Source organism: Streptomyces sioyaensis (assembly GCF_004122735.1).
In the GTDB taxonomy this organism is placed as follows: domain Bacteria; phylum Actinomycetota; class Actinomycetes; order Streptomycetales; family Streptomycetaceae; genus Streptomyces; species Streptomyces sioyaensis.
Genome location: NZ_SDIF01000051.1, coordinates 1 through 19857, shown reverse-complemented (window position 1 = coordinate 19857; position 19857 = coordinate 1). Strand labels below are relative to the sequence as shown.

The following is a 19857-nucleotide window of genomic DNA, read 5'->3' as shown; positions in this document are numbered from 1 at the left end:
CAACTGCTATCTGAACAGTTCCTCATCTGAAGGAGATTCAACAAAGGCTGGGTTTCGGGACATTGGACCCTACCGCCGGGTCCGGTGCTGTGCGATCGGCTGCTTCCTGACGCTCCCCTGGCGCGCTGTCCTGCGACGTCGCGAACGCAACGTCGGGAACGATCAGCAGGACTCAGCGGTGCGGGGCGTCGTGGACATAGGTGATCTCGCCGCCACGGACCCGGACGACGCGGACGGTCATCTCGCGGTCGGTCCCGCGCAGATAGTGGGCCGTGCACCGGGTCCGCGCGCCCTTGACGGCACGCAGATCCCGCACGCAGTCGACTGAGCGCGGCCCCTTGGGGATCACCGGAAGCGACAGATGGCCCGAGATCGAGCGGGCGACCTCGTCGCGCGGGACGGCATCGGTCGTCCCCTTCACCTCGCTGGTCGCGTCCCGGTCCCGCAGCCACTGGCTGCCGGCCGTGAGGCTCCCCGCCAGCAGGGCCGTACCGACCAGCGCCAGGCCGGCCGCTCGCAGTGTGCGCACGACTCTCCTTCCCGCGGATACACACCGTGATCCGGCCGCGGCACGGCCGGATCAGGGACAATTCTGGCCGGTTGCCGGGAGTCGGCAACATGAGTCGCCCGCGGTGCGGCCAGCCAGGCGACAGGGGTCAGGCGGACGGCACCGGGCCCTGCATCCGCTCGCTGATCCAGTGCAGCGACTCGGGCATCCGCTGGATGTAGGTGTGGCCGCTGTGCACACCGTTCGGTATCTCGAAGAGGGTGGAGTGGATCGGGCCGCCGGTGTGGTCCGCGATGAAGCGCTTCACGTCCGGCACCGCCGCCTCCTTGCTGCCGAGCTCGAACGCCAGATAGACGTCCGGGCCCTTCCGTGCGGCCAGTTGCCGGGCCAGGTGGTGTGGGTCGTTGTCCCGCATCTCGGCCGGATGCCCCCGCCACATCGGCGAATCCGGTGCCGTGTCGGGGCCGTTGACGATGGCCGCCTTGAACTTCTGCGGCTCCTTGAGGACGGCCTTCAGCGCGGCGAAGCCACCGGACGAGGAGCCCATGAAGGCCCAGCCGTCACGGCTGTCGTACGTACGGAAGTTGGCCCGGGCGAAGTCCGGCACGTCCCGGGTGAGCCAGCTGCCCATCTTCGGCTGCCCCGGGATGTCGCTGCCGTCGTAGTACTTCGTGCCCGGATTGAGCACCGGCATCACCAGGATGAACGGCAGCGTCTTGCCCTGCCGCGACCACTCCGCGATCCGCTCCTCCAGCGAAAAGGGCTCCCCCGCCCAGTAGTTGAACGGATAGCCGTAGGACCCGGGCAGCGCGATCAGCACGGGGAAGCCGCTCCTGGCGTACCGGGGCCGGTGGTACTCGGGCGGCACCCAGGCCCAGATGTCGCCGGTGAAGCCGGACGTACGGCCGTGCCACCTCGTCCGCACGACCTGGGTGCCGTCGTTCCCGGTCGTCCGGAACGGGGTGAAGGAGGAGCGCGGTCCGCGCGGCGGCACCATCCGCGGCCGGCCGTTGTTGTCGTCCGCGGGACGGGCCCGTAACCGCGGCACGTGGGAGGCGTCGACGAGGTCCCGGTCGGTGCCGCAGCCGGCCAGCAGCACCAGAGCCACCACGCTCACCGCCGCACGGACACGCAGGCGCTTCATCGGGACGTTCTCCTTGGATGCTCGGTCCGGCCACGGGCACCACGCTGCCAGCACGGCACCGCTCGAAGGGCACCACTCCAAGATCGCCCGGAGCCCGTCCGGCGCCGCCCACAGCCGCCGTGACCTGGCAGTCCGCGGTTCTGAGACCTCAAGAGGGCGCCGCGGTACGTCAATTGGGCCGTCCGGCTTTCCCCCGTTCGATAGGCCTTTGGCTTGTTTACCGGACGGTCGGTTCTGGCATCGTGGGTTCCCAGTTCGCAAGGGTGCGGCGCTGTGCCGATGTGGGGGATGACCGATGACCACGTGGGCCGACCGGCGGCCACTGCCCGGCGTCGTGGGACGCGCGGTGGAGCACGAGCAGCTGTCCGGACTGCTGGACAGCGCCCGGCTGGTGACGCTCACCGGCGCCGCGGGGGTCGGCAAGAGCGTGCTGGCCCGCGCCGTCCTGGAGGAACACACCGCCCGCCATGACGGCACGGTCCTCCGGGTCGGCTGCTGGGACGGCCCGGCCAGGGGCGGGCCGGCCGAGGCCCTGCTCCGAGTGGCAGGACCGGCCCACGCCACCGGCAAGGACGGCCAGGACACCGCACGGCCTCCCGCTGTGCCCCTCGCCCACCCCGGCGCCGGCGCACCGCCCGGCGCGGCCCACCGGGCGGATGCCACGGCGGACCCCCTCGCGGCGCTCACCGCGTACTGCCGGCAACGCCGGGCGATCGTGCTGCTGGACGACTGCGACCCACAGCGCGATGCGTGCGCACGGCTCGTCCGGCGACTGTGGCGGTCCGACCCGGCGCTGCGGATCGTGGCGACCGCGCGGGGCCCGCTGGGGCTGGCCGAGGAGCGGGTCGTCGAGATCGCGCCGCTCCCGGTGACGCTGGGCGAGGGGATCGCCGGACCGGCCGTCGAGCTGCTGGCCGCACGGACCGGAACCGCCGCGCCGGAGCTGCTGGTCGCGGTGTGCCAGGCCCTGGAGGGCTCGCCGCTGGCGATCGCGCTGGCCGCGCGGCAACTGGACCGGATGTCGCTGTCGCAGCTCGCGGCGCAGGTGGGCACGGACGGTCCGCTGTTCTACGCGGGGCCGGCGGCGACCGTGCGGCACACCTCGCTCTACGCCGCGCAGGCAGCGGGCTACGCCCTCTGTTCGCCCGTGGACCGGCAGGTGTGGGCGCGGCTCTCGGTGCTTCCCGGCGATTTCGATCCCTGGCTCGCCTCATGCGTCTGTGCCAGCAGTGACGTTCCTGCGGCCGCGGTCGAGGGCGCCCTGGAACGGCTTCGTACGGCCTCGGTCGTCGAGCGCGTACGGGATGCGGGAGGCGTCCACGAGGACGCCGGGGCCGCGCTGCCGCCGCGCTACCGACTCCCCCGCGCCGCCCGCGACTTCGGGCGGACACAGCTGCGCGAGGCGGGCGAGGAGGCCGGGGCGCTCAGGCGGTTCCGGCAGGCCTGTGCGGCGCTCGCGGCCGAGGCCCAGATCGCCTGGCAGGGCCCGGACCAGCAGCTCGCCGTGGGGCTGGTGGAGGACGAACAGGCCAACTTCGACGCGGCGCTGACCCGGCCGCCGCAGGACGCGGAGGATGCGCTCGGCGCGCTGGAGATCGCGGTGTCACTGTGGTTCCACTGGGCGGCCTGCGGCTTCCGCCGTGAGGGGCGGGCGCATCTGGACCGGCTGCTGCTGCTCTCCCCCGACGACACCGCGCTGCGGGCCCGGGCCCTATGGCTAGCGGGGTATCTGGCGGCGCAGGAAGACTCGCCCGCCGCCGGGGCACTGCTCGACCAGGCATGGACGGCGGCCGTGATGCATGCGGACAGCGACGGGCTGGCCCGGATCGCGCATGCGCACGGGGTGCTGGCGCTGTACCGCGGGGACCTCGCGGCGGCCGTGGCCTGTCTGGAGGACGCCTCCCGGCACCGTTCCCTGGATCCGTGGTTCGGCCCGGGGCCCGCCCACAGCAGGGCACTGCTCGCCATCGCCCTGTCGTCGCTCGATGCCCGGCGGGCGCGGACTGCGGCCCACCGGGCCTGGGAGGCCCGGCACTCCGACGGCGATTTCTGGCTCTACTCGACGGTCCTGTACGCACTGGCCATGACCGAACGCGCCCATGGGGAACCGGAGGCGGCCCTGCGGGCCTGCCGTAAGGCCCTGGCGGCCAAACGGCTCGTCGGTGACCCGCTGTCCATCGCGGGGGCCCGTACGCTGCTGGCCGGACTGCGGCACCAACTGCGCGCCGGGGCCCCGCCGCCGGACCGGGACGCGCAGGAACCGTGGTGGCAGCGCGGCGGCTCCGGCGCACGGTCCCGGCCGTTCTTCTCACGGCTGCGGGCGCGGTCCTGAGCGGCAGGGACGTACGGCGTACGCCCGGCCCGCTGCGGGCACGCTGGGTGACGCGCCGGACACGTTCGGGATGCGGGGGCGGCGGCCCGGTCGCATGCTGAGGGCATGAAGCGTGCCCCCGTGATCGTGCATCCGCCCTGTACGGGCGGGCGCCGTGTGACGCTCTACGGACAGGATCTGGGCCGCGCACTGCGCCCCGGCGATGTGGCCGCGATACTGCGCCGGGCCGGTTTCGGCACCGCGAAGTTCGTCTGGGACGACACCGGCGTCTTCGAATGGCGCGACGGCGGACCGGACGTCTGGCTGATGCCCTGATCCGCCACCGTTGCGGCACCGGCCCGACGGATCAATCGAGTTGTGCCACCGCAGCGTCCGGCCGCGCCGGCGGGCAGGAGAGCCGCACCGGCCGGTGCGGCGGTCAGTCGGCCGGTGCGGCGACCGGGGTCTCCTTCGCCTCGCGAGCGGCGGCCATCTTCTTCGCCCGGCGCTTCATGACGAGGAACGAGCCGATGCCGAACAGCACCGCGGCACCCAGGCCCCAATACGAGAAGCGCTTGAGCCACGGCTCGGCGACGATCCCCACGCTGTAGATCAGCGCGGTCGTACCGCCGGCCCAGACGATGCCGCCGAGGACGTTGGCGATCAGGAACTTCCAGTACGGCATCCGCAGGACGCCGGCGAGCGGGCCGGCGAAGATGCGCAGCAGCGCGATGAAGCGGCCGAAGAAGACCGCCCACATCCCCCACTTGTCGAACTTCGCCTCGGCCATGGCGACATGGTCGGGGCCGAAGTGCTTGGGGAACTTCCGGCCGGCCCAATGCAACAGCGGCTGGCCGCCCTTGCGCCCGATCAGATAGCCGGCGGAGTCACCGAGGATCGCGCCGATCGACGCGCAGGCGCCCAGCACGAACGGGTTGATGTGATCCTGGGTGGCCGCGAGGATCGACGCGCTGACGAGGACGATCTCACCGGGCAGCGGAATACCGAGGCTCTCCAGTCCGATGACCACCCCCACCAGGAGGTAGACGCTCACGGCCGGTACGGTCTCGAGCCACTCCTGGATGTGCAAAACCGGTTCCTCCGCTGGTGTAGGGCCCCCGTGGGCCGTGGCCCGATGCCCCTGACACCGCGACCGCTCGATCCCCTGACACGCCTGGGCGCGCCCCGGGAAGCGTACTCGATCGGCTCACCCTGGGGCCGATACCTCCTGCGGTGGGCGACATCCTCCGCCCGGCCCGATCCGAGCGGGATGCCCGCCCCGGTACGACGACGGCCCGCCGTGCGGTGACACGGCGGGCCGGGGGAGAACTCGGCTGTGAAGCGATTCACCCGGTGAGGCGGCTCACTTGTTGGGGCGCAGGGTCCACACGATGCTCATCTCGCCGGTCACGGCGCCGTCCTCGCGGGTAATGGCGATGTTCACCGGGAATTCCGGGCGGCCGCCGGCGTCGAGCTCGGCGACCACCTCGGCGACCGGCCGGCCCAGCTCCGCGGTGGCGGTGACCGGTCCCATGGCGAGCTTCTTGTAGCCGATCTCGGCGCGCACCGCCAGCGGCACCGCGCGGCCGAGCTGGTCACCGAAGGCGGTCATCACGATGGCGCCGCTCGCGGACTCGGCGAGGGTGAACATCGCGCCGGCGTGCGGGCCGCCGACGTGGTTGTGGAAGTCGGACTGGTCGGGCATGCGGACCACGGCACGCTCGGCGGTGGTCTCGGTGAACTCAAGGTTCAGCGTGCGGACCATCGGCACGGATGCCGCCATCATTTCGCCGATCGACGGCAGGGTCTCGGAGGACATGGCCGACATGTTACCTAGCAGTAGCTTAGGTGTGAAGGGCCGGCGCGGTCCGGGCGTCCCGTCCGGCGACAATTCCGGTGCGGCCGGCTCCCCGCCCGGCCTATCGTGAGCGCCCATGGGGACAGGACAACAACCGCGCGGACGCACGACGGTGAGGTATCCGGCACTCCGCGGGCACCGGACGCCCGCCTTCCCGCGCCGCATGCCGTCCGCCGCCGAATCCGCCCCGGACATCCGGTCTTGGTGAGAGCCCGTCCCGCGTGGGCGGGACGCAACTATCTGCTGCTCACCGGCGCCACGGTGATCGCGAACCTCGGCAGCTCCGGCGCACTGATCGCGACCGCCTTCGCGGTACTCGCCGCCGGCGGCAGCGCCACCGATGTCGGCCTGGTCGCTGCCGCCCGTACGGTCCCGCTGGTCGTCTTCCTGCTGATCGGCGGCGCGGTCTCCGACCGGCTCCCCCGGCATCGTGTGATGGTCGCCGCGAACGCCCTCAACTGTGTCTCCCAGGGCCTGTTCGCGCTGCTCGTGCTGACCGGGGAGCCGCGGCTGTGGCAGATGGCGCTGCTGGCCGCCCTCGGCGGCACCGGGCAGGCGTTCTTCGCGCCGGCCTCCGAGGGCATGGTGCTCGCCAGCGTCTCCGGCGAACAGGCCGGGCGCGCCTTCGCGGTGTTCCGGATGGGCGTGAACGGCGCGAACATCGGTGGCGCGGCGCTCGGCGGCGCCCTGGTCGCCGCGGTCGGCCCCGGCTGGGTGCTGGCCGTCGACTCCGCCTCGTTCGCGCTCGCGGCGGCGCTGCGGGCCTTCCTCGACGTCAGCGGAGTTCCCCGGCGGGCGGCCGGCGGCGGCATGCTGCACGACCTGCGGGAGGGCTGGCAGGAGGTCGTCTCCCGGCCCTGGCTGTGGGCCGTGGTCCTGCAGTTCTCCCTCGTCAACGCGGTGGTGGCGGCCGCCGAGGCGGTCTACGGGCCGCTGGTCGCCGCAGAGCACCTGGGCGGCCCCGGCCCATGGGGACTGGCGTTGGCCGCCTTCGGTGTGGGTACCGCGGGCGGCGCCCTGATGATGACCCGGCTCCGACCGCACCGCCTCCTGCTGACCGGTGCGCTGTGTGTCTTCCCCCTCGCCCTCCCGTCCGCCGCGCTCGCCGTGCCGCTCCCCACGGCCGGGCTCACCGTGATCATGTTCGGTACCGGGGTCGCGATCGAGGTCTTCTCGGTGACCTGGATGATGGCGCTGCACCAGGAGATTCCCGAGGACAAGTTCTCCCGGGTCTCGTCCTACGACTGGCTGGGGTCCGTGGCCCTGGTCCCGGTGGCCACCGCGTTGGCCGGCCCCGTCCAGGACCTCATCGGCAGGCGGGCCGCGCTGTGGGGCGCTTCGGCGCTGATCGTGCTGCTGACGGCGGCGGTGCTGTGCGTTCCCGGCGTACGGCAGCTGACCCGGCGCCCGAAACCGGAGCCCGTGGCCGGGGGGACGGAGTCCCGTGCGGCCGGTGCGACGGACCCGCAGACGTCGGGGACGCCGTGAGTCCCGGCTCCGGCCGGGCGCTCAGCCGACGCTGAACGCGCCGCCCGGGGGCACCGGGGACGCCACCGCCTCGGCATCGCGTACGGGTACCGCGTCCGCGATCAGCCGCCGCACCGCCGCGCCGTGCTCGACCCGGGCCGGGAAGGCATCACCGGCCGCCCGCCGTGCCAGCGCGGCGACGGGGAGCGGCCTGCGCGAGGCCAGCAGCACGGCGTTCCCGAAGCGGCGGCCGCGCAGCACCGAGGGCTCCGCGATCAGCGCCAGATGCTCGAAGACCGTGGCGAAATTGGCGAGTTGGCCACGGAGAAAGCCGAACGGCGCGCTGTCCGCCAGGTTCGCGGCGTAGCAGCCGTCCTCGCGCAGCACCCGGGCGGCGGCCCGCGCGCAGTCGACCGAGGTGAGCTGCGCCGGCACCCGCGAGCCGCCGAAGACGTCCGCCACGATCACATCGGCGCTGCTCTCCGGTGCCGCTTCCAGCGCCGTACGGGCGTCGTCGGCATGCAGCGTGATGCCGCAGTTGTCGGGCAGCGGCAGATGCTCGTCCACCAGGGCGAGCAGTGCACGGTCGGCCTCGACGACGTCCTGCCGGGAGTGCGGCCGGGTGGCGGCGAGATAGCGGGGCAGGGTCAGCGCCCCGCCCCCCAGGTGCAGCACATCCAGCGGCTGCCCCGGGGCGGCCACCTCGTCCAGGACGAAGGCCAGCCGGCGCACGTACTCGAATTCCAGATGCAGCGGGGTATCGAGGTCCACGTACGACTGCGGTGCGCCGTCCACCGTGAGCAGCCAGGCCCGGGGACGGTCGACGTCCGGCAGCAGCTTGGCGGTGCCGCAGTCCACGGTCCGGGTGACGGGTATCGGCTCTGGTGCTTCGTCCACGGTCCCATTGTGCCGGTGCGGACACGGCGCTCGGGCCGGGCGGTCAGTCCGGCCAGACCTGCCGGATCTCCGCCACATGGGAGACGGCCTGCCGGCGCCCGGCGCGGGCCGCGTCCGCGCGCCTGGTGGGGTCCAGGACATTGCGGCCGAACGACGACCTGGACGCGCGGTCAGGAGTGATCACGCACACCCGGGCCCCCTGGCGCGCCAGTTGCGCGCCCTGTGCCCGCGGTCCGGCGATCGGCCCGCCGGAGGCCGCCATCGGCGCGACGACGACCACCCGGTCGCAGCCGGCGGCCAGATCCGCGTTGGCGCTGGAGTGCACCCCGCCGTCGATCCAGCGCGTGCCGTCGATGGTGACCGGCGGATAGACACCGGGGACCGCGCAGCTCGCGCCCACCGCGTCGAGCAGCCGCACACCGCTGGTGTGGTCGAAGGCGGTCCGCTCCCCCGTGGCCGCGTTCACCGCCGTGATCACCAGCCGGCGGGCCGGCCAGTCGGCCACGTCCAGGGTCCGGGCGATCACCGTCCGCTGGGCCTCCTCCGGAACGGTACGGGCCGCGAGGGCCAGCTTCCCCATCCGTACGCCGAAGGACTCGGCGTCCCGGGAGCGCAGCGCGATGGTCGCGAACCGGGCCAGGGCGGCCGGGCCCATCCGCTCCGCCGAGCGGGACGCGGGCACGGCGAGCTGGCGCTCGTACATCTCCTCCATGGGCAGCTGCCGGGAGGTGAGGTGGGCCCCGACGATCGATCCGGCGGAGGTGCCGATGACGACGTCGGCGTCGCCGAGACCGATGCCCGCCTCGGCGAGACCGGCCAGCACACCGATCTCCCAGCCGATTCCGGTGAGCCCTCCACCGCCCAGGACCAGCGCCGTTCCCGCCATCAGGTCACCCTCGTCATCCGTGTGTGCGCAGCCGTTCCTCCGGGCGTGCAGTGTCGCACTCCACGTGCCCCCGGGACAGGGGCGGCTGTGCCCGGCACCCGTGACGGTGCCGGACACAGCCGCTGACCTGCGCTTCCTCACTCCTCGACGGTGCGCACCGTCCCCGCGCCGATGGTCCGGCCGCCCTCCCGGACGGCGAAACCCAGGCCCGTCTCCAGCGGCACCTCACGGCCCAACTCGACCGAGACCGTCACCGTCTCGCCGGGGCGGGCGATGCCCCGCTCGCCGAGGTCGAGGTCGCCGACCACGTCCGCGGTGCGGAGGTAGAACTGCGGCCGGTAGCCGGTGGACAGCGGCGTACGGCGGCCGCCCTCCTCGGTGGAGAGCACATAGAGGTCGGCGGTGAAACGGCGCCGCGGGGTGACGCTGCCGGGCGCGGCGACCACGTGCCCGCGGCGCACCTGGTCGCGATGGAGTCCGCGCAGCAGCAGGGCGACGTTGTCCCCGGCCTCGGCGGACGCCATGGGCTTGCCGAACGTCTCCAGCCCGGTGACGGTCGTCTCGGTCCCCGCGCCCAGCACCGCCACCCGGTCGCCGACCCGCACCGTGCCGCGCTCGACGGCTCCGGTGACGACCGTGCCGCGCCCGGTGATGGACAGGACGTTCTCCACCGGCAGCAGGAAGGGCGCGTCCACATACCGCTCGGGCATCGGGACACAGGCGTCCACGGCGTCCAGCAGCGCGTCGATCGCCGCCGTCCAGCGCGGGTCGCCCTCCAGGGCACGCAGCCCCGAGACCCGTACGACGGGTACGTGCTCCCCGTCGTAGCCGTGCGCGCTCAGCAGTTCGCGCACCTCCAGCTCCACCAGGTCGGTGAGCTCCGGGTCGCCGGCGTCGGCCTTGTTGAGGGCCACGACGAGGTGCCGGACGCCCACTTGCTTGGCGAGCAGCACATGTTCGGCGGTCTGCGGCATGATCCCGTCGAGCGCGGAGACGACGAGGATCGCCCCGTCGAGCTGCGCCGCGCCGGTCACCATGTTCTTGATGAAGTCGGCGTGACCGGGCATGTCGACATGGGCGTAGTGCCGGGTGCCGGTCTCGTACTCGACGTGCGAGATGTTGATGGTGATCCCGCGGGCGGCCTCCTCCGGGGCCCGGTCGATGCGGTCGAACGGCACGAACGTGCCGCTCCCCCGGTCGCTGAGGACCTTGGTGATGGCCGCGGTCAGCGTGGTCTTGCCGTGGTCGACATGGCCCATGGTGCCGATGTTCAGGTGCGGCTTGGTGCGCACGTATGCCGTCTTGGGCATGGTGTTCTTCCTCGCAACAATGCGGTGAGGACGGCGACTTGACGCCGTGGGGACCCCTGAGACCGGCCGACCCTCCCCCTGCGGGGTCCGCCGGACGATCCGGAGAGGGTCAGCTTCGTGCGCCGTCGGCCGGCACGGCCGCTGCGACGGCGGCGGTGGCGGATGCGTCATCCGCTGCGGCGACGGCCGCGAGGAGTGCGACGGCAGCCTTCGGCTCGTCCGCGACTGCGGACGGGAGCGTGAGGAAGGCGTGCCGGATCATGCGTCCTATCGTGCCGGGCGCCCGCACCGGCGTCGAACGATTTAACCGTCAAAGCCACGGCCGGGCCCGGGCGTTGCTCATGGCCGGGCCCGGGCATTGCTCAACACCCCGAGCCGTTTCCGTCCTGTCCCGAAACGCGCAGGCCACGGGGCGGCATGCCCGCTCCGTCGCACCCGGTCGGTTACGCTCCCGAGGTGCTCCCACCCGCCGCCATGCCCGACGGCCTCGCCGCGCGCTGCACACGTGTGCTGCTCTCCCCCTGGTCCCGGCTGGTATTGCTGCTCGCCCTCCTGGCGGGAGCCGCGGCCGCCGTGCTGTTCTGGCGGCCGCAGCAGTTGTTGACCGGCGACTGGGCCGCGCACCTCTCCGGCCCGACCGCCCTGGTGGACTTCGCGCTGGCATACGGCGTGTGCACCGCCGCTTTCGTCCCGCGCCCGGTACTCAACCTCGCCGCGGGTGCCCTCTTCGGCTGCCGGGCCGGCTTCGCCGCCGCGCTCGTCGGTACGGTGCTGGGCGCCGGCCTGTCCTTCGGGCTCGGCCGGCTGCTCGGGCAGGACGCCCTGCGCCCGTTGTTGCGCACCCGGTGGCTGACGGCTGCCGACCGGCAGCTGAGCGAGCACGGCTTCCGCTCGATGCTGGCGATCCGGCTGTTCCCCGGCCTGCCGTTCTGTGCCACGAACTACTGCGCCGCGGTCTCCCGTACGGGCTGGCCCCCGTATCTCCTCGCGACGGCGCTCGGCAGCATCCCGAACACCGCGGCCTACACCCTCGCCGGCGCCCGCGCCTCGACGCCCACCTCACCGGCGTTCCTCCTCGCCATGGGCTTCCTCGCCGTCACCGCGCTGGGGGCGCTGGCGGTGGCGTGGTGCAAGCGCAAGGCGCTGCGCCGCAGCTGACCGCGGACCGGGCCGACGGCGCACACCGCGGGAGCCGCCATCCGGCAGGTGTGCCAGGTCCAGCACCCTTTGGCCATCCGGACATCTTCGGACGTTACGCTGCCCCCGATCGGCGATGATCCACATCCGCCGCCACTGTCCGCTTTTTCACATCTCGCGCAGGTCAGCGCCTGATCACCCTTGGATAGCGTATTTTCCATGACTTGGTTTGAATCATTCGTGCTCGGACTCGTCCAAGGGTTGACCGAGTTTCTTCCCATCTCCTCCAGTGCCCATCTCCGGCTGACCGCGGCGTTCGCCGGCTGGCACGACCCCGGCGCCGCGTTCACCGCCATCACCCAGATCGGCACCGAAGCGGCCGTCATCATCTACTTCCGCAAGGACATCGGGCGGATCATCTCGACCTGGGCCCGCTCCCTGTTCCAGCGCGAGCTGCGGCACGAGCACGACGCCCAGATGGGCTGGCTGGTCATCGTCGGCTCCATACCGATCGGCGTCCTGGGCATCACTCTCAAGGACGCCGTCGAGGGTCCGTTCCGCGATCTGCGGCTGATCGCCACCACCCTCATCGTGATGGGTGTGGTCCTGGGCATCGCCGACCGGCTGGCCGCCCGCGACGAGACCGGCGGCCGGCACCGCGCCGCCAAGCAGCGCAAGACCCTCACCGACCTCAGCGTCAAGGACGGCCTGCTGTACGGCGCCTGCCAGGCCATGGCCCTCGTCCCCGGCGTCTCCCGCTCCGGCGCGACGATCAGCGGCGGCCTGCTGATGGGCTACACCCGCGAATCCGCGGCCCGTTATTCCTTCCTGCTCGCCATTCCGGCAGTACTGGCCTCCGGCGTCTTCGAGCTCAAGGATGCCGGCGAGGGACATGTCGCCTGGGGCCCCACCGTCTTCGCCACGGTCATCGCCTTCGTCGTCGGCTACGCCGTGATCGCGTGGTTCATGAAGTTCATCTCCCACAAGAGCTTCATGCCGTTCGTGATCTACCGCATCCTGCTGGGCACAGCCCTGTTCGCCCTGGTCGCGGCCGGGGTGCTGACGCCGCATGCGGGGGAAACGGCGGGGTGAGGCCATCGGGTTCCGGAGCCGGACAGGGGGCGCGCCCCCACTGCGAACCCGAGCCGCGTGGCGCCTGTCGGGCGGCTACTTGATCCCCTGGACACGGGCGTTGGCCAGAAGCGCCTTGAGTCCGTTGACGTCGAAGCCGGTCAGCTTGCCGGCGTCGGCGGCAGTCCGGTACCCGCCGTTGGGCTCGCACATGATCGGCTTGTTGCCGTAGGACGTGGCCACGCACTCGAACTTCTCCACGACGCCGTCCTTGTCCATGTCGTAGTTCGGGTGGTCGAGGCCGAGCGCGTGCAGCGTCTCGTGGACGACGGTGTTGCGCACGATGGTCGCGTCGATCCGGTACGAGCCGTCGAAGTACTCGCTGTCGATCGCCGCGATGCCGCCGACACCGGCCCCCTTCGCCGGATGGGGGCAGGGCATGCCCTGGGAATAGCCGGGCTTGTTGAGGGGCCGGTACATCTCGGTGATCTGGACGTGGCCGACGGGCCCGCACTTCGCGGGGTCGACGGTCTCGACGCCACCAATGGCGAGCCGCACCCCGGCGGCCTTGGCCTGGGCGACGGCGGCCGTCAGGTAGGGCGTGTAGCGGGCCTTCATGGCAGCCGTGGCGAACGTCACCGTGTACGGGCGGGACGGACTGAGGCTGGTGACGCCGAGCCGGGTGGTCAGATTCCACCCGGTGCCCTTCGTGGTGACCGTCGCCACCCGGCCGGACGCCATGGTGAGCGTGCACACCGTGCACACAGCGGCCACAACAAGAGTCTTACGCATGAGGATCCTCCCTCTGCACGTGTCGGGGGAAGTGACGCCCTTTCACGCATCAGACTCATGAGCCACATAAATGGTTACATTGCTAACCAGGTTGTTGATGCCAGGCGTTGAGTGCCCACGCGGCTGCCCTCATCGGTACGGGCCGCCCGGCCAGGTCAGCGGCCGTCAGCGAGAGCCGGTGTCGTCGGCTGTCAGGCCGGCCTCGCGTGGCGCCGGCCACCAGTCCCGCCACCTTCCCCCGCCCCCGCCTCGTCCGTCGCCGGCTCCGGACCACTCCCTTCTCCTCGTCCCCGCCCCGGGGTGGCCGGGCGGGGACCCGCCGCCCCTGGCACGGCCGGTGACGGCCTTCGAGGCGGCGTACGTACGCATCGCAAACTCGTCGGGCGGTCAGGAACTGAGGTGGTATTGGGCCCAGGGCTGATGGGACGCCACGGAATCCTCGTGCGAGGGCGCGAGGGTTCCCCACGGGGCGAGGGTGCTGTCCCATTCGGAGGCGAGGGCGGCCATGTTGTCCGGGACGGACTCCCCGGTCGGCATCGTGCCCGTGTGCCAGGCGGATGCCATCGGGTGCGCCGAGGGCGCGGAATTCCAGGAGGCGGCCGTCTGCTGTGCGGGAATGGTGTATTCGGCTTCATGGACATCGCCGGGGCCGCGCCGATGGCGTCCCGCATGGGTCTCGACCGGCCCCGGATAAAACCGCCCCTGTGCGGAGAGCTGTTGGGCCCGGGTCACCAGGCGGGTGAGATCGAGCCCGAATTCGGCGGCGAGTTCGCGCAAATCCACCCCGGTCTGCCAACTCCCGATGAGCACCGCGTCCATCGCCGGCGACCAGCTCTGTTCCGCTGCCCCCGGGCCGCCGCTCTCGCGGGCCGGACCGGTGGGGCGCGTTCCGGCAGAGGAGTTCTGGTGGGGATATTCCGCAGCTGCCTCGGGCGCCGGCGGGGTCTCCTCGGACTCCCGCGGTGCTGCGGCAGGGGTCGAGGCCGCCAGCAGTTCTTCGGCGACGGCGCGGGCGTCGTCCTTGCCCACCGTGCGCCGGGCGATGCGCACTTCCCGCTCGTTCAAACCGAACAGGCCGGCCACCGCGCCAGTACTGCCCACCGTCACGGCAAACGCCGCCAGCACCCGTGACCGGTCGGCCTGCGCCTCGTCAAGTCTGGCCTGCGCCTCACGCACACGCTCGTCGCCAAGACAAAACGCCTCTGCCAGCACGGCGTTGCGGTCCCACAACTCTCTAGGATCCATACTTATTCAACGCCTCGCGCGCGCTGGTGTCCCGATCTGACTAAATAAAACACCCCAAAGCACCCATCGAACCACCAGATGAAAATCACCCCGGGCGCGCGGCTCCGGGCCACTCCCCGCTTCTCTTGATCTCATATGCCCTGGCCACACGGCTGCGCTGAGACACCAAGTGGATTGTCAGTGCCGTGCGCTACTGTCTCGATCAGTCGCATTTCCATATGTCCGTGTGTTCATGGGGGGGCCATGACTCGTATTTCCCGTACTTCGTTCCGCGTCGTGGGGGCGTTGCTGACCGGCGCCGTGTTGTGTGGCACGGCGGCATGCACGGCGTCCCCGGGCCCGTCCGCGCACGGCTCCGCGCCGGAGGGCTTCCACGCCGCACCGGTCGCCGCCGTGCAGAAGGCCGTCAACAAGGGCGCCCGGCTCAACTCCGCGTCGTATCGCCTCTCCGGCAGCATCCCGGGCCAGGGAACCGTCGAGGGCAAGGTGTCGTTCAGCCTCCGCCCGCGGGCCGTCGATATGCGGATGCAGGCCGCCAAGGGCGAGCAGAAGCACGAGTTCTCGGTGCGGCTCGTCGGGGACTCGGTCTATCTCGGCGGGGGCTCGGCCGCGGCCGCCGAGATGGACGGCAAACACTGGATCAGGTTCGCCATGAAGGGCAAGGGGGCCGGTGGATTCGGGGGGATGCAGCGGCAGGCCGACCAGGACCCGGCGGCGCAGGCGTCGTTGCTTCCGCAGTCCGATGACGTCAAGAAGGTCGGCGAGGAGACCGTCGACGGCGTGCGGACAACGCACTACGCGGGCGCGGTGGAGGTGGCGGATCTGCTCACGAAGCGGGCGCCCAAGAGCGCCCTGGACGCCGCGCGACGCAAGAAGGTGGTGGAGCAGTACAGGCAGCTCGGGGTGCGGAAGCTGCAGCTCGACATGTGGATCGGTCCCGATGACCGGACCGTGAAGTTCCGGGAGCGTGCGCAGACGGCCCAGGGGCCGCTGGACCTGACCATCCGGTTCTCCGACGTCAACAAGCCGGTCACGGTCCAGGCGCCGCCGGCTTCGGACACGGTGGATCTGGAGCAGAAGCTGAAGGAGGGCGGCATACTGCCGCACTCCTCCTGACGGACACCTCAGTGCGGCACGGGCTCATCGAGGTGTGGCAGGCCGATCGGGTTGGGGAAGGGAAGCACCTCCGCGGCCAGGATGCGGCGGACCACGGGTTCCAGCGAGTGCAGCATCGCCGCGGTCTGCGCCTCGGGCAGCGAGCGCAGCAGCCGGCCGGCCAGCCGGTCGGTGGCTGCCTCGATGCGCTCCCGTTCCCTCCTGCCGTGTTCGGTCGCGTCGCCGCGTGCGTCCACGAGGTCACGGGCACGCAGCCGGTCCGCCGCGGCGGCCCACTCCTCCTCGCTCCAGCCGCGGTCCTGCCGCATGGTGTCCCTGGGGACGCGGCCGGACGCGGCGGCCAGGACCAGCGCCTCGCATCCGTCGAGCCCCTCGTCGGCGAGTACGGCGAGGTGCGCATCGCCTCGGAACTCTCTTACGGCGGTGACCAGTTGCCACAGGCGCTCGACGGGATCGGCGTGGTCGCACAGCGCGCGGTTGGCGGCGAACAGCGGACGTGCGGTGCCCGGTGCGTCGTCGACGATCGCCTGGAGCGGGGGCAGCAGCTCGGCGGCGCGGCCCTCCAGTTCGGGGTCGATCCCGCGCAGCGCCCGGGCCGCACGGCTGCCGCGCTCGTCGAGGACGTGAGCCGGGCTGACGACGCTCCAGGCCGCGGGCAGCGCCCGGGCGACCATCCCCGGTGCGAAGACCCCGAGGACGGCGGTGGCCGCGGCGGGTTCCAGGGCTCCCATGGGAGCCGTGCGGGCCGCGAAATACCCCATCCAGAAGCCCTTGAGGCCCAGGTCCTTGCCCATACCGCGGCAGTGGTCGTCGAAGTAGCAGACCGCATGCAGCGGCTCGGTCAGCAGCCAAAGCGATCGTGCGTGCAGCTCCATGCCCGGCACGCTACCGCTGCCGGAGGCCCGGCGCACCGCATGCACCGCCGTTACCCCCGTCGGACGAGCCCGGCCCGGGAGTGGCGGCCGGGCGGGATGACGCACCCGCCCCGTAGAGAGGATCAGCAGCCATGACCACCCACGCACAGATCATCGACCTCGCCCTGGACCGGATAGTGACGGGCTATGTCTTCCCCCAGCGCGCCGTGGAGGTCGATCAGGCGATCCGCGCCCGGCTGGCATCCGGTGCGTATGACGCGCTGAGCGGTGCCGCGTTCTGCGCGGCGGTGACCGCGCATCTGCAGGAGGTCTGCCCGGACAAGCACCTCAGGCTGCTGTGGCAGGACGAGCCCCGGGCCACCGAGTCCGCGGGGGAGGACGCGGGCCGGGCGGCCTTCCTCGCGCTGATGCGGGCCGAGAACCAGGGCATCCGCCGCTGCGAGCAGCTCGACGGCAATATCGGCTATCTGGACGTCCGGTGGATGGCCGACGCCGGTGAGGGTGCCCGCGCGATCGGTGCGGCCATGGAGCTGGTCGCGCACAGCCGGGCCCTTCTCCTCGATCTGCGGGAGTGCCGGGGCGGCTCGCCCGCGGGAGCCGCGATGTGGTGCAGCTACTTCTTCCCCGACGATCAGGTGCACCTCAATGACTTCTACGAGCGCGCCACCGACTCCACCCGGCAGTACTGGACCCTCTCGCACCTGCCCGCGCCGCGTTATCTCTACCGTCCGGTGTACGTCCTCACCAGCGCGACCACCTTCTCGGGCGGGGAGGACGTGGCGTACACCCTGCAGGCGTACGAGCGCGCGGAGGTGATCGGGGAGACGACCCGCGGCGGGGCGCACCCCACCGACCGGTATCCGGTGACGGAGCACATCACGGTCACCGTGCCCACGGCCCGGACCACCAATGCCGTCACGGGCACCAACTGGGAGGGCGTCGGCGTGCGGCCGGATCACGACGTACCGGCCGACACGGCATTCGAGGTGGCGTACAAGGAAGCACTGGAACGGCGGGCGTAGCGGCCGGTGGGGGGCGATGCGGGGGCGGCCGGTGGCGTTCTGCCGTCAGCCGTCGGTGCGGCCGCCCGCTCCGAATCCGGACTGCCAGGCCCACAGATGGGTGCAGTTGGGGCACTGCAGATGCAGCACACTGCCCTTGTTCGACAGGAGGTAGCGCCAGTGGTCCGCACAGGTGCGGCCGTCGAGGCAGGCGCCGCAGTCCTGGTGGTCCTGGCAGCCGGGGCACGGCACCCAGGCCCGGCGGCCGATGTCGGCGGTGGGGTCGAGCGGCAGCATGCTCAGGCCCGTCCGGGGTCCGGCAGCACCCCGGCGGAGACCAGCATGTCGTAGGTGGCCTGCTGCTCCGCGTCCAGGTCCGAGTAGAGGAGCCGGTAGGCGTCGGCCTCGCCCTCCATCACCGCGAGGGGGTCCCAGCCGTCACCCAGCGCCGCGACGACTTCAGTGCGCCGCCGGGCCTCGTGTGCGGTGAGGTCGAACTCGACTATGTGCTGATCCGAGGTGTTGCGGTCGATCATGGTGCGCGTCCCATGCCACTTGCGGATGATTCGGACGTGTTTATCAAGCGAGGCGGCACTGAGGAAGCGTCAGCCTGGGAGCACCCGGAAAACGTCCGGAATGCGGAATGTCCGGTGGCGCAGTGTGCGGAATTGAATACACAGAGAAAAGCGGGAGGTGCGGCAGAGGGGAGGGAAGGGAGAGGAGGGACGCGGCGGAATTCCCGCGCGAGATGGTGGCTGCGTCATGACGGGGACGTTCGGTGATTCGAGGCTTGCGGGAATTCATCGCGGTCGTGGCGGTCGCCGTATCGGCCGGCCCGCCGCGGAGTGGCCTCAGGGCCCGTCCGGCCGCCCGGCGGGCGGCAACCCGGTGGGGAGGCGTCGGACCGCGACCGCTGCGGCGTCGTCGCCCAGCCGGCCGTTGGTGTGCGCCAGCAGGTCCGCGCGCAGCAGCCGCAGGGCTTGCCGTGGGCTGCAGCCGCTCCAGGCGCCCGCGCGCTCGGCCAGCGGGTAGAATTCCCCCGTGCCGTCGCGGGCCTCGGTCACCCCGTCCGTGTAGAGCAGCAGCAGATCCCCGGCCTCGAAGGGGAACGTCTCGACTTCGTAGCCGGGGGCGCCGGTCAGGCCGCCGAGCCCGATCGGCAACGCGGTCCGCTCCGAGTGCAGGGTGAGGGCCCGTCCGTCGCGCAGCAGCAGCGCGGGCGGGTGGCCGCAATTGATGGTGCGCAGCACGGGCCAGTGGTCGGGGGCATCCAGCAGCAGAACGGTCGCGAAGGTCTCGTCGGTGTCGAGGTCCGGGCCGCCGTCGGGCTCGGGAAGGGGGTCCGCGGCGCCGGGGACGGGGCGGTCCTGCGGGTCGGGAGCGGCACCGGTCGCCGGCGCGGCGTCCGGCGCGTGGTCCCACTGGCTGCTGTCCCAGCGCACGGCGCCGTCGAGGTGAATGGCCAGCTTGGGCAGGGTGGCCTGACGGTGGGCGGCGGCCCGGAAGGCGCCGAGGAGAAGGGCAGCGTGGCTGTAGGCGGGCGCTCCCTTGCCCCGGACGTCGCCGATGATCAGCCGGGTACTGGTGGTGGTACGTGCCGCCGCGAACAGATCGCCGCCCATCTCCGCCTCCTCCTCGGCCGCCAGGTAGAAGGAAGCGATCTCCAAGGGGCCACTGCGGGCGGGCAGCGGTCTGAGCAGAACCTGCTGGGCGACGGCGGCCACCGAGCGGCTCTGCGTCAGGCGCCGTTCGCCGCGGTCCCGCGCGATGGTGAAGACCACGACCAGTGCGGAGACGACGATCAGCGCGGCGATCTGGGTTTCGAGATTCGCGGTGAACAGCGCGTGGCGCGCGATACCGATGAACACCTGGGCGGCCACCGCCAGCGCACCGATCGCCGCCGTCAGCCCGGGCCCGGCGAAGGCCGCGGTGAGCGTGGGCGCCGCCACCAGCAGCGGTCCCAGATGGATGGCGGGCGGCGAGAGGACATCGATCGTGCAGACCGCCACGATGAGCCCGATCGGGATCAGCACCAGGACGTGGCTGAGTTCCCGTCGTCCCTGTAGCTGCGGCAGCCGTTGGAAGGGCATGCTTCATGTTTGCACCCGGGAGGGCTGAATGCCCGGATCGCCCCATCGGGGCGCCACCTCCTGGGGCGGCCCTTCGCCCCTCCCCTTCGCTCTACTCCCCCGGGTGCAAACATGAAGCATGCCCTTCCAACGGCTGCCGCAGCTACAGG

21 protein-coding genes are annotated in these 19857 nt (G+C 71.9%); 7 read left to right on the top strand and 14 right to left on the bottom strand.

What is annotated here, in order from left to right:
- Nucleotides 1-172 precede the first annotated feature (172 nt).
- Together EST54_RS18680 and EST54_RS18675 are read right to left on the bottom strand one after the other, a co-directional pair.
- On the bottom strand, nt 173-529 hold the full coding sequence (locus tag EST54_RS18680) for a DUF4333 domain-containing protein (RefSeq protein WP_129248783.1): 357 nt from the start codon (nt 527-529) through the stop codon (nt 173-175).
- 127 nt (nt 530-656) lie between these two features.
- A complete protein-coding gene (locus tag EST54_RS18675) occupies nt 657-1652 on the bottom strand; it encodes an alpha/beta hydrolase (protein ID WP_129248782.1) in 996 nt (331 codons plus the stop codon).
- 295 nt (nt 1653-1947) lie between these two features.
- On the opposite strand from EST54_RS18675, the gene EST54_RS18670 reads away from it, so the two are divergent.
- The gene (locus EST54_RS18670; protein WP_129248781.1) at nt 1948-3984 is read left to right on the top strand and encodes an ATP-binding protein; all 2037 of its coding nucleotides are present in this window, start codon (nt 1948-1950) and stop codon (nt 3982-3984) included.
- Between the two features lie 105 nt (nt 3985-4089).
- Nucleotides 4090-4299 (top strand): hypothetical protein, encoded by a 210-nt coding sequence (locus EST54_RS18665; protein WP_040897791.1) that lies wholly within the window; start codon nt 4090-4092, stop codon nt 4297-4299.
- 103 nt (nt 4300-4402) lie between these two features.
- On the opposite strand, the gene EST54_RS18660 is transcribed toward EST54_RS18665, so the two are convergent.
- Together EST54_RS18660 and EST54_RS18655 are read right to left on the bottom strand one after the other, a co-directional pair.
- Nucleotides 4403-5053: a DedA family protein gene (locus tag EST54_RS18660; RefSeq protein ID WP_129248780.1), complete on the bottom strand. Its 651-nt coding sequence runs from the start codon at nt 5051-5053 to the stop codon at nt 4403-4405.
- A gap of 273 nt (nt 5054-5326) precedes the next feature.
- Entirely contained in the window at nt 5327-5782 is a 456-nt protein-coding gene (locus EST54_RS18655; RefSeq protein WP_128503783.1) for a DUF4442 domain-containing protein, read from the bottom strand.
- Between the two features lie 240 nt (nt 5783-6022).
- Between EST54_RS18655 and EST54_RS18650 the strand changes: the two genes are divergently transcribed.
- Nucleotides 6023-7309 (top strand): MFS transporter, encoded by a 1287-nt coding sequence (locus EST54_RS18650; protein ID WP_239012617.1) that lies wholly within the window; start codon nt 6023-6025, stop codon nt 7307-7309.
- 21 nt (nt 7310-7330) lie between these two features.
- Here EST54_RS18650 and EST54_RS18645 read toward each other — a convergent pair whose 3' ends face one another.
- The 4 genes from EST54_RS18645 to EST54_RS34705 all read right to left on the bottom strand — a co-directional run bounded on the left by EST54_RS18645 (nt 7331) and on the right by EST54_RS34705 (nt 10643).
- Entirely contained in the window at nt 7331-8185 is an 855-nt protein-coding gene (locus EST54_RS18645; protein ID WP_129248778.1) for a spermidine synthase, read from the bottom strand.
- A gap of 43 nt (nt 8186-8228) precedes the next feature.
- Complete coding sequence (locus EST54_RS18640; protein WP_129248777.1) at nt 8229-9071, bottom strand: patatin-like phospholipase family protein; 843 nt, start codon at nt 9069-9071, stop codon at nt 8229-8231.
- 137 nt (nt 9072-9208) lie between these two features.
- Complete coding sequence (tuf, locus tag EST54_RS18635; protein WP_129248776.1) at nt 9209-10381, bottom strand: elongation factor Tu; 1173 nt, start codon at nt 10379-10381, stop codon at nt 9209-9211.
- A 109-nt stretch (nt 10382-10490) separates the two neighbouring features.
- The gene (locus EST54_RS34705; RefSeq protein WP_167511567.1) at nt 10491-10643 is read right to left on the bottom strand and encodes a hypothetical protein; all 153 of its coding nucleotides are present in this window, start codon (nt 10641-10643) and stop codon (nt 10491-10493) included.
- A 155-nt stretch (nt 10644-10798) separates the two neighbouring features.
- Between EST54_RS34705 and EST54_RS18630 the strand changes: the two genes are divergently transcribed.
- Both EST54_RS18630 and EST54_RS18625 read left to right on the top strand, forming a co-directional pair.
- A complete protein-coding gene (locus EST54_RS18630; RefSeq protein ID WP_129248775.1) occupies nt 10799-11539 on the top strand; it encodes a TVP38/TMEM64 family protein in 741 nt (246 codons plus the stop codon).
- Between the two features lie 198 nt (nt 11540-11737).
- Nucleotides 11738-12610 (top strand): undecaprenyl-diphosphate phosphatase, encoded by an 873-nt coding sequence (locus EST54_RS18625; protein WP_129248774.1) that lies wholly within the window; start codon nt 11738-11740, stop codon nt 12608-12610.
- Between the two features lie 75 nt (nt 12611-12685).
- Here EST54_RS18625 and EST54_RS18620 read toward each other — a convergent pair whose 3' ends face one another.
- Both EST54_RS18620 and EST54_RS18615 read right to left on the bottom strand, forming a co-directional pair.
- On the bottom strand, nt 12686-13381 hold the full coding sequence (locus tag EST54_RS18620) for a zinc metalloprotease (protein WP_129248773.1): 696 nt from the start codon (nt 13379-13381) through the stop codon (nt 12686-12688).
- A 387-nt stretch (nt 13382-13768) separates the two neighbouring features.
- Nucleotides 13769-14611, bottom strand: a complete 843-nt coding sequence (locus EST54_RS18615; RefSeq protein ID WP_129248772.1) for a hypothetical protein — start codon at nt 14609-14611, stop codon at nt 13769-13771.
- Between the two features lie 258 nt (nt 14612-14869).
- On the opposite strand from EST54_RS18615, the gene EST54_RS18610 reads away from it, so the two are divergent.
- Nucleotides 14870-15742, top strand: coding sequence for a LolA-like protein (locus tag EST54_RS18610; protein ID WP_239012619.1), 873 nt, complete (start codon nt 14870-14872; stop codon nt 15740-15742).
- An 8-nt stretch (nt 15743-15750) separates the two neighbouring features.
- Here the strand turns inward: EST54_RS18610 and EST54_RS18605 are convergent, their stop codons facing one another.
- Complete coding sequence (locus EST54_RS18605) at nt 15751-16617, bottom strand: SCO6745 family protein (RefSeq protein WP_129248771.1); 867 nt, start codon at nt 16615-16617, stop codon at nt 15751-15753.
- Between the two features lie 131 nt (nt 16618-16748).
- On the opposite strand from EST54_RS18605, the gene EST54_RS18600 reads away from it, so the two are divergent.
- The gene (locus tag EST54_RS18600) at nt 16749-17639 is read left to right on the top strand and encodes a S41 family peptidase (protein ID WP_129248770.1); all 891 of its coding nucleotides are present in this window, start codon (nt 16749-16751) and stop codon (nt 17637-17639) included.
- A 45-nt stretch (nt 17640-17684) separates the two neighbouring features.
- On the opposite strand, the gene EST54_RS18595 is transcribed toward EST54_RS18600, so the two are convergent.
- The 3 genes from EST54_RS18595 to EST54_RS18585 all read right to left on the bottom strand — a co-directional run bounded on the left by EST54_RS18595 (nt 17685) and on the right by EST54_RS18585 (nt 19708).
- On the bottom strand, nt 17685-17915 hold the full coding sequence (locus tag EST54_RS18595) for a hypothetical protein (RefSeq protein ID WP_129248769.1): 231 nt from the start codon (nt 17913-17915) through the stop codon (nt 17685-17687).
- Between the two features lie 2 nt (nt 17916-17917).
- Entirely contained in the window at nt 17918-18154 is a 237-nt protein-coding gene (locus EST54_RS18590) for a DUF6400 family protein (protein ID WP_174857462.1), read from the bottom strand.
- Between the two features lie 315 nt (nt 18155-18469).
- Entirely contained in the window at nt 18470-19708 is a 1239-nt protein-coding gene (locus EST54_RS18585) for a PP2C family protein-serine/threonine phosphatase (RefSeq protein WP_239012620.1), read from the bottom strand.
- Nucleotides 19709-19857: the final 149 nt, after the last annotated feature.

Coding starts and splice junctions, on each gene's coding strand:
- EST54_RS18630 (WP_129248775.1), top strand. CDS start 10,799: ATGCCCGCTCCGTCGCACCCGGTCGGTTACGCTCCCGAGGTGCTCCCA.
- EST54_RS18665 (WP_040897791.1), top strand. CDS start 4,090: ATGAAGCGTGCCCCCGTGATCGTGCATCCGCCCTGTACGGGCGGGCGC.
- EST54_RS18625 (WP_129248774.1), top strand. CDS start 11,738: ATGACTTGGTTTGAATCATTCGTGCTCGGACTCGTCCAAGGGTTGACC.
- EST54_RS18595 (WP_129248769.1), bottom strand. CDS start 17,915: ATGCTGCCGCTCGACCCCACCGCCGACATCGGCCGCCGGGCCTGGGTG.
- tuf (WP_129248776.1), bottom strand. CDS start 10,381: ATGCCCAAGACGGCATACGTGCGCACCAAGCCGCACCTGAACATCGGC.
- EST54_RS34705 (WP_167511567.1), bottom strand. CDS start 10,643: ATGATCCGGCACGCCTTCCTCACGCTCCCGTCCGCAGTCGCGGACGAG.
- EST54_RS18610 (WP_239012619.1), top strand. CDS start 14,870: ATGACTCGTATTTCCCGTACTTCGTTCCGCGTCGTGGGGGCGTTGCTG.
- EST54_RS18640 (WP_129248777.1), bottom strand. CDS start 9,071: ATGGCGGGAACGGCGCTGGTCCTGGGCGGTGGAGGGCTCACCGGAATC.
- EST54_RS18655 (WP_128503783.1), bottom strand. CDS start 5,782: ATGTCCTCCGAGACCCTGCCGTCGATCGGCGAAATGATGGCGGCATCC.
- EST54_RS18590 (WP_174857462.1), bottom strand. CDS start 18,154: ATGATCGACCGCAACACCTCGGATCAGCACATAGTCGAGTTCGACCTC.
- EST54_RS18600 (WP_129248770.1), top strand. CDS start 16,749: ATGACCACCCACGCACAGATCATCGACCTCGCCCTGGACCGGATAGTG.
- EST54_RS18675 (WP_129248782.1), bottom strand. CDS start 1,652: ATGAAGCGCCTGCGTGTCCGTGCGGCGGTGAGCGTGGTGGCTCTGGTG.
- EST54_RS18620 (WP_129248773.1), bottom strand. CDS start 13,381: ATGCGTAAGACTCTTGTTGTGGCCGCTGTGTGCACGGTGTGCACGCTC.
- EST54_RS18670 (WP_129248781.1), top strand. CDS start 1,948: ATGACCACGTGGGCCGACCGGCGGCCACTGCCCGGCGTCGTGGGACGC.
- EST54_RS18585 (WP_239012620.1), bottom strand. CDS start 19,708: ATGCCCTTCCAACGGCTGCCGCAGCTACAGGGACGACGGGAACTCAGC.
- EST54_RS18605 (WP_129248771.1), bottom strand. CDS start 16,617: ATGGAGCTGCACGCACGATCGCTTTGGCTGCTGACCGAGCCGCTGCAT.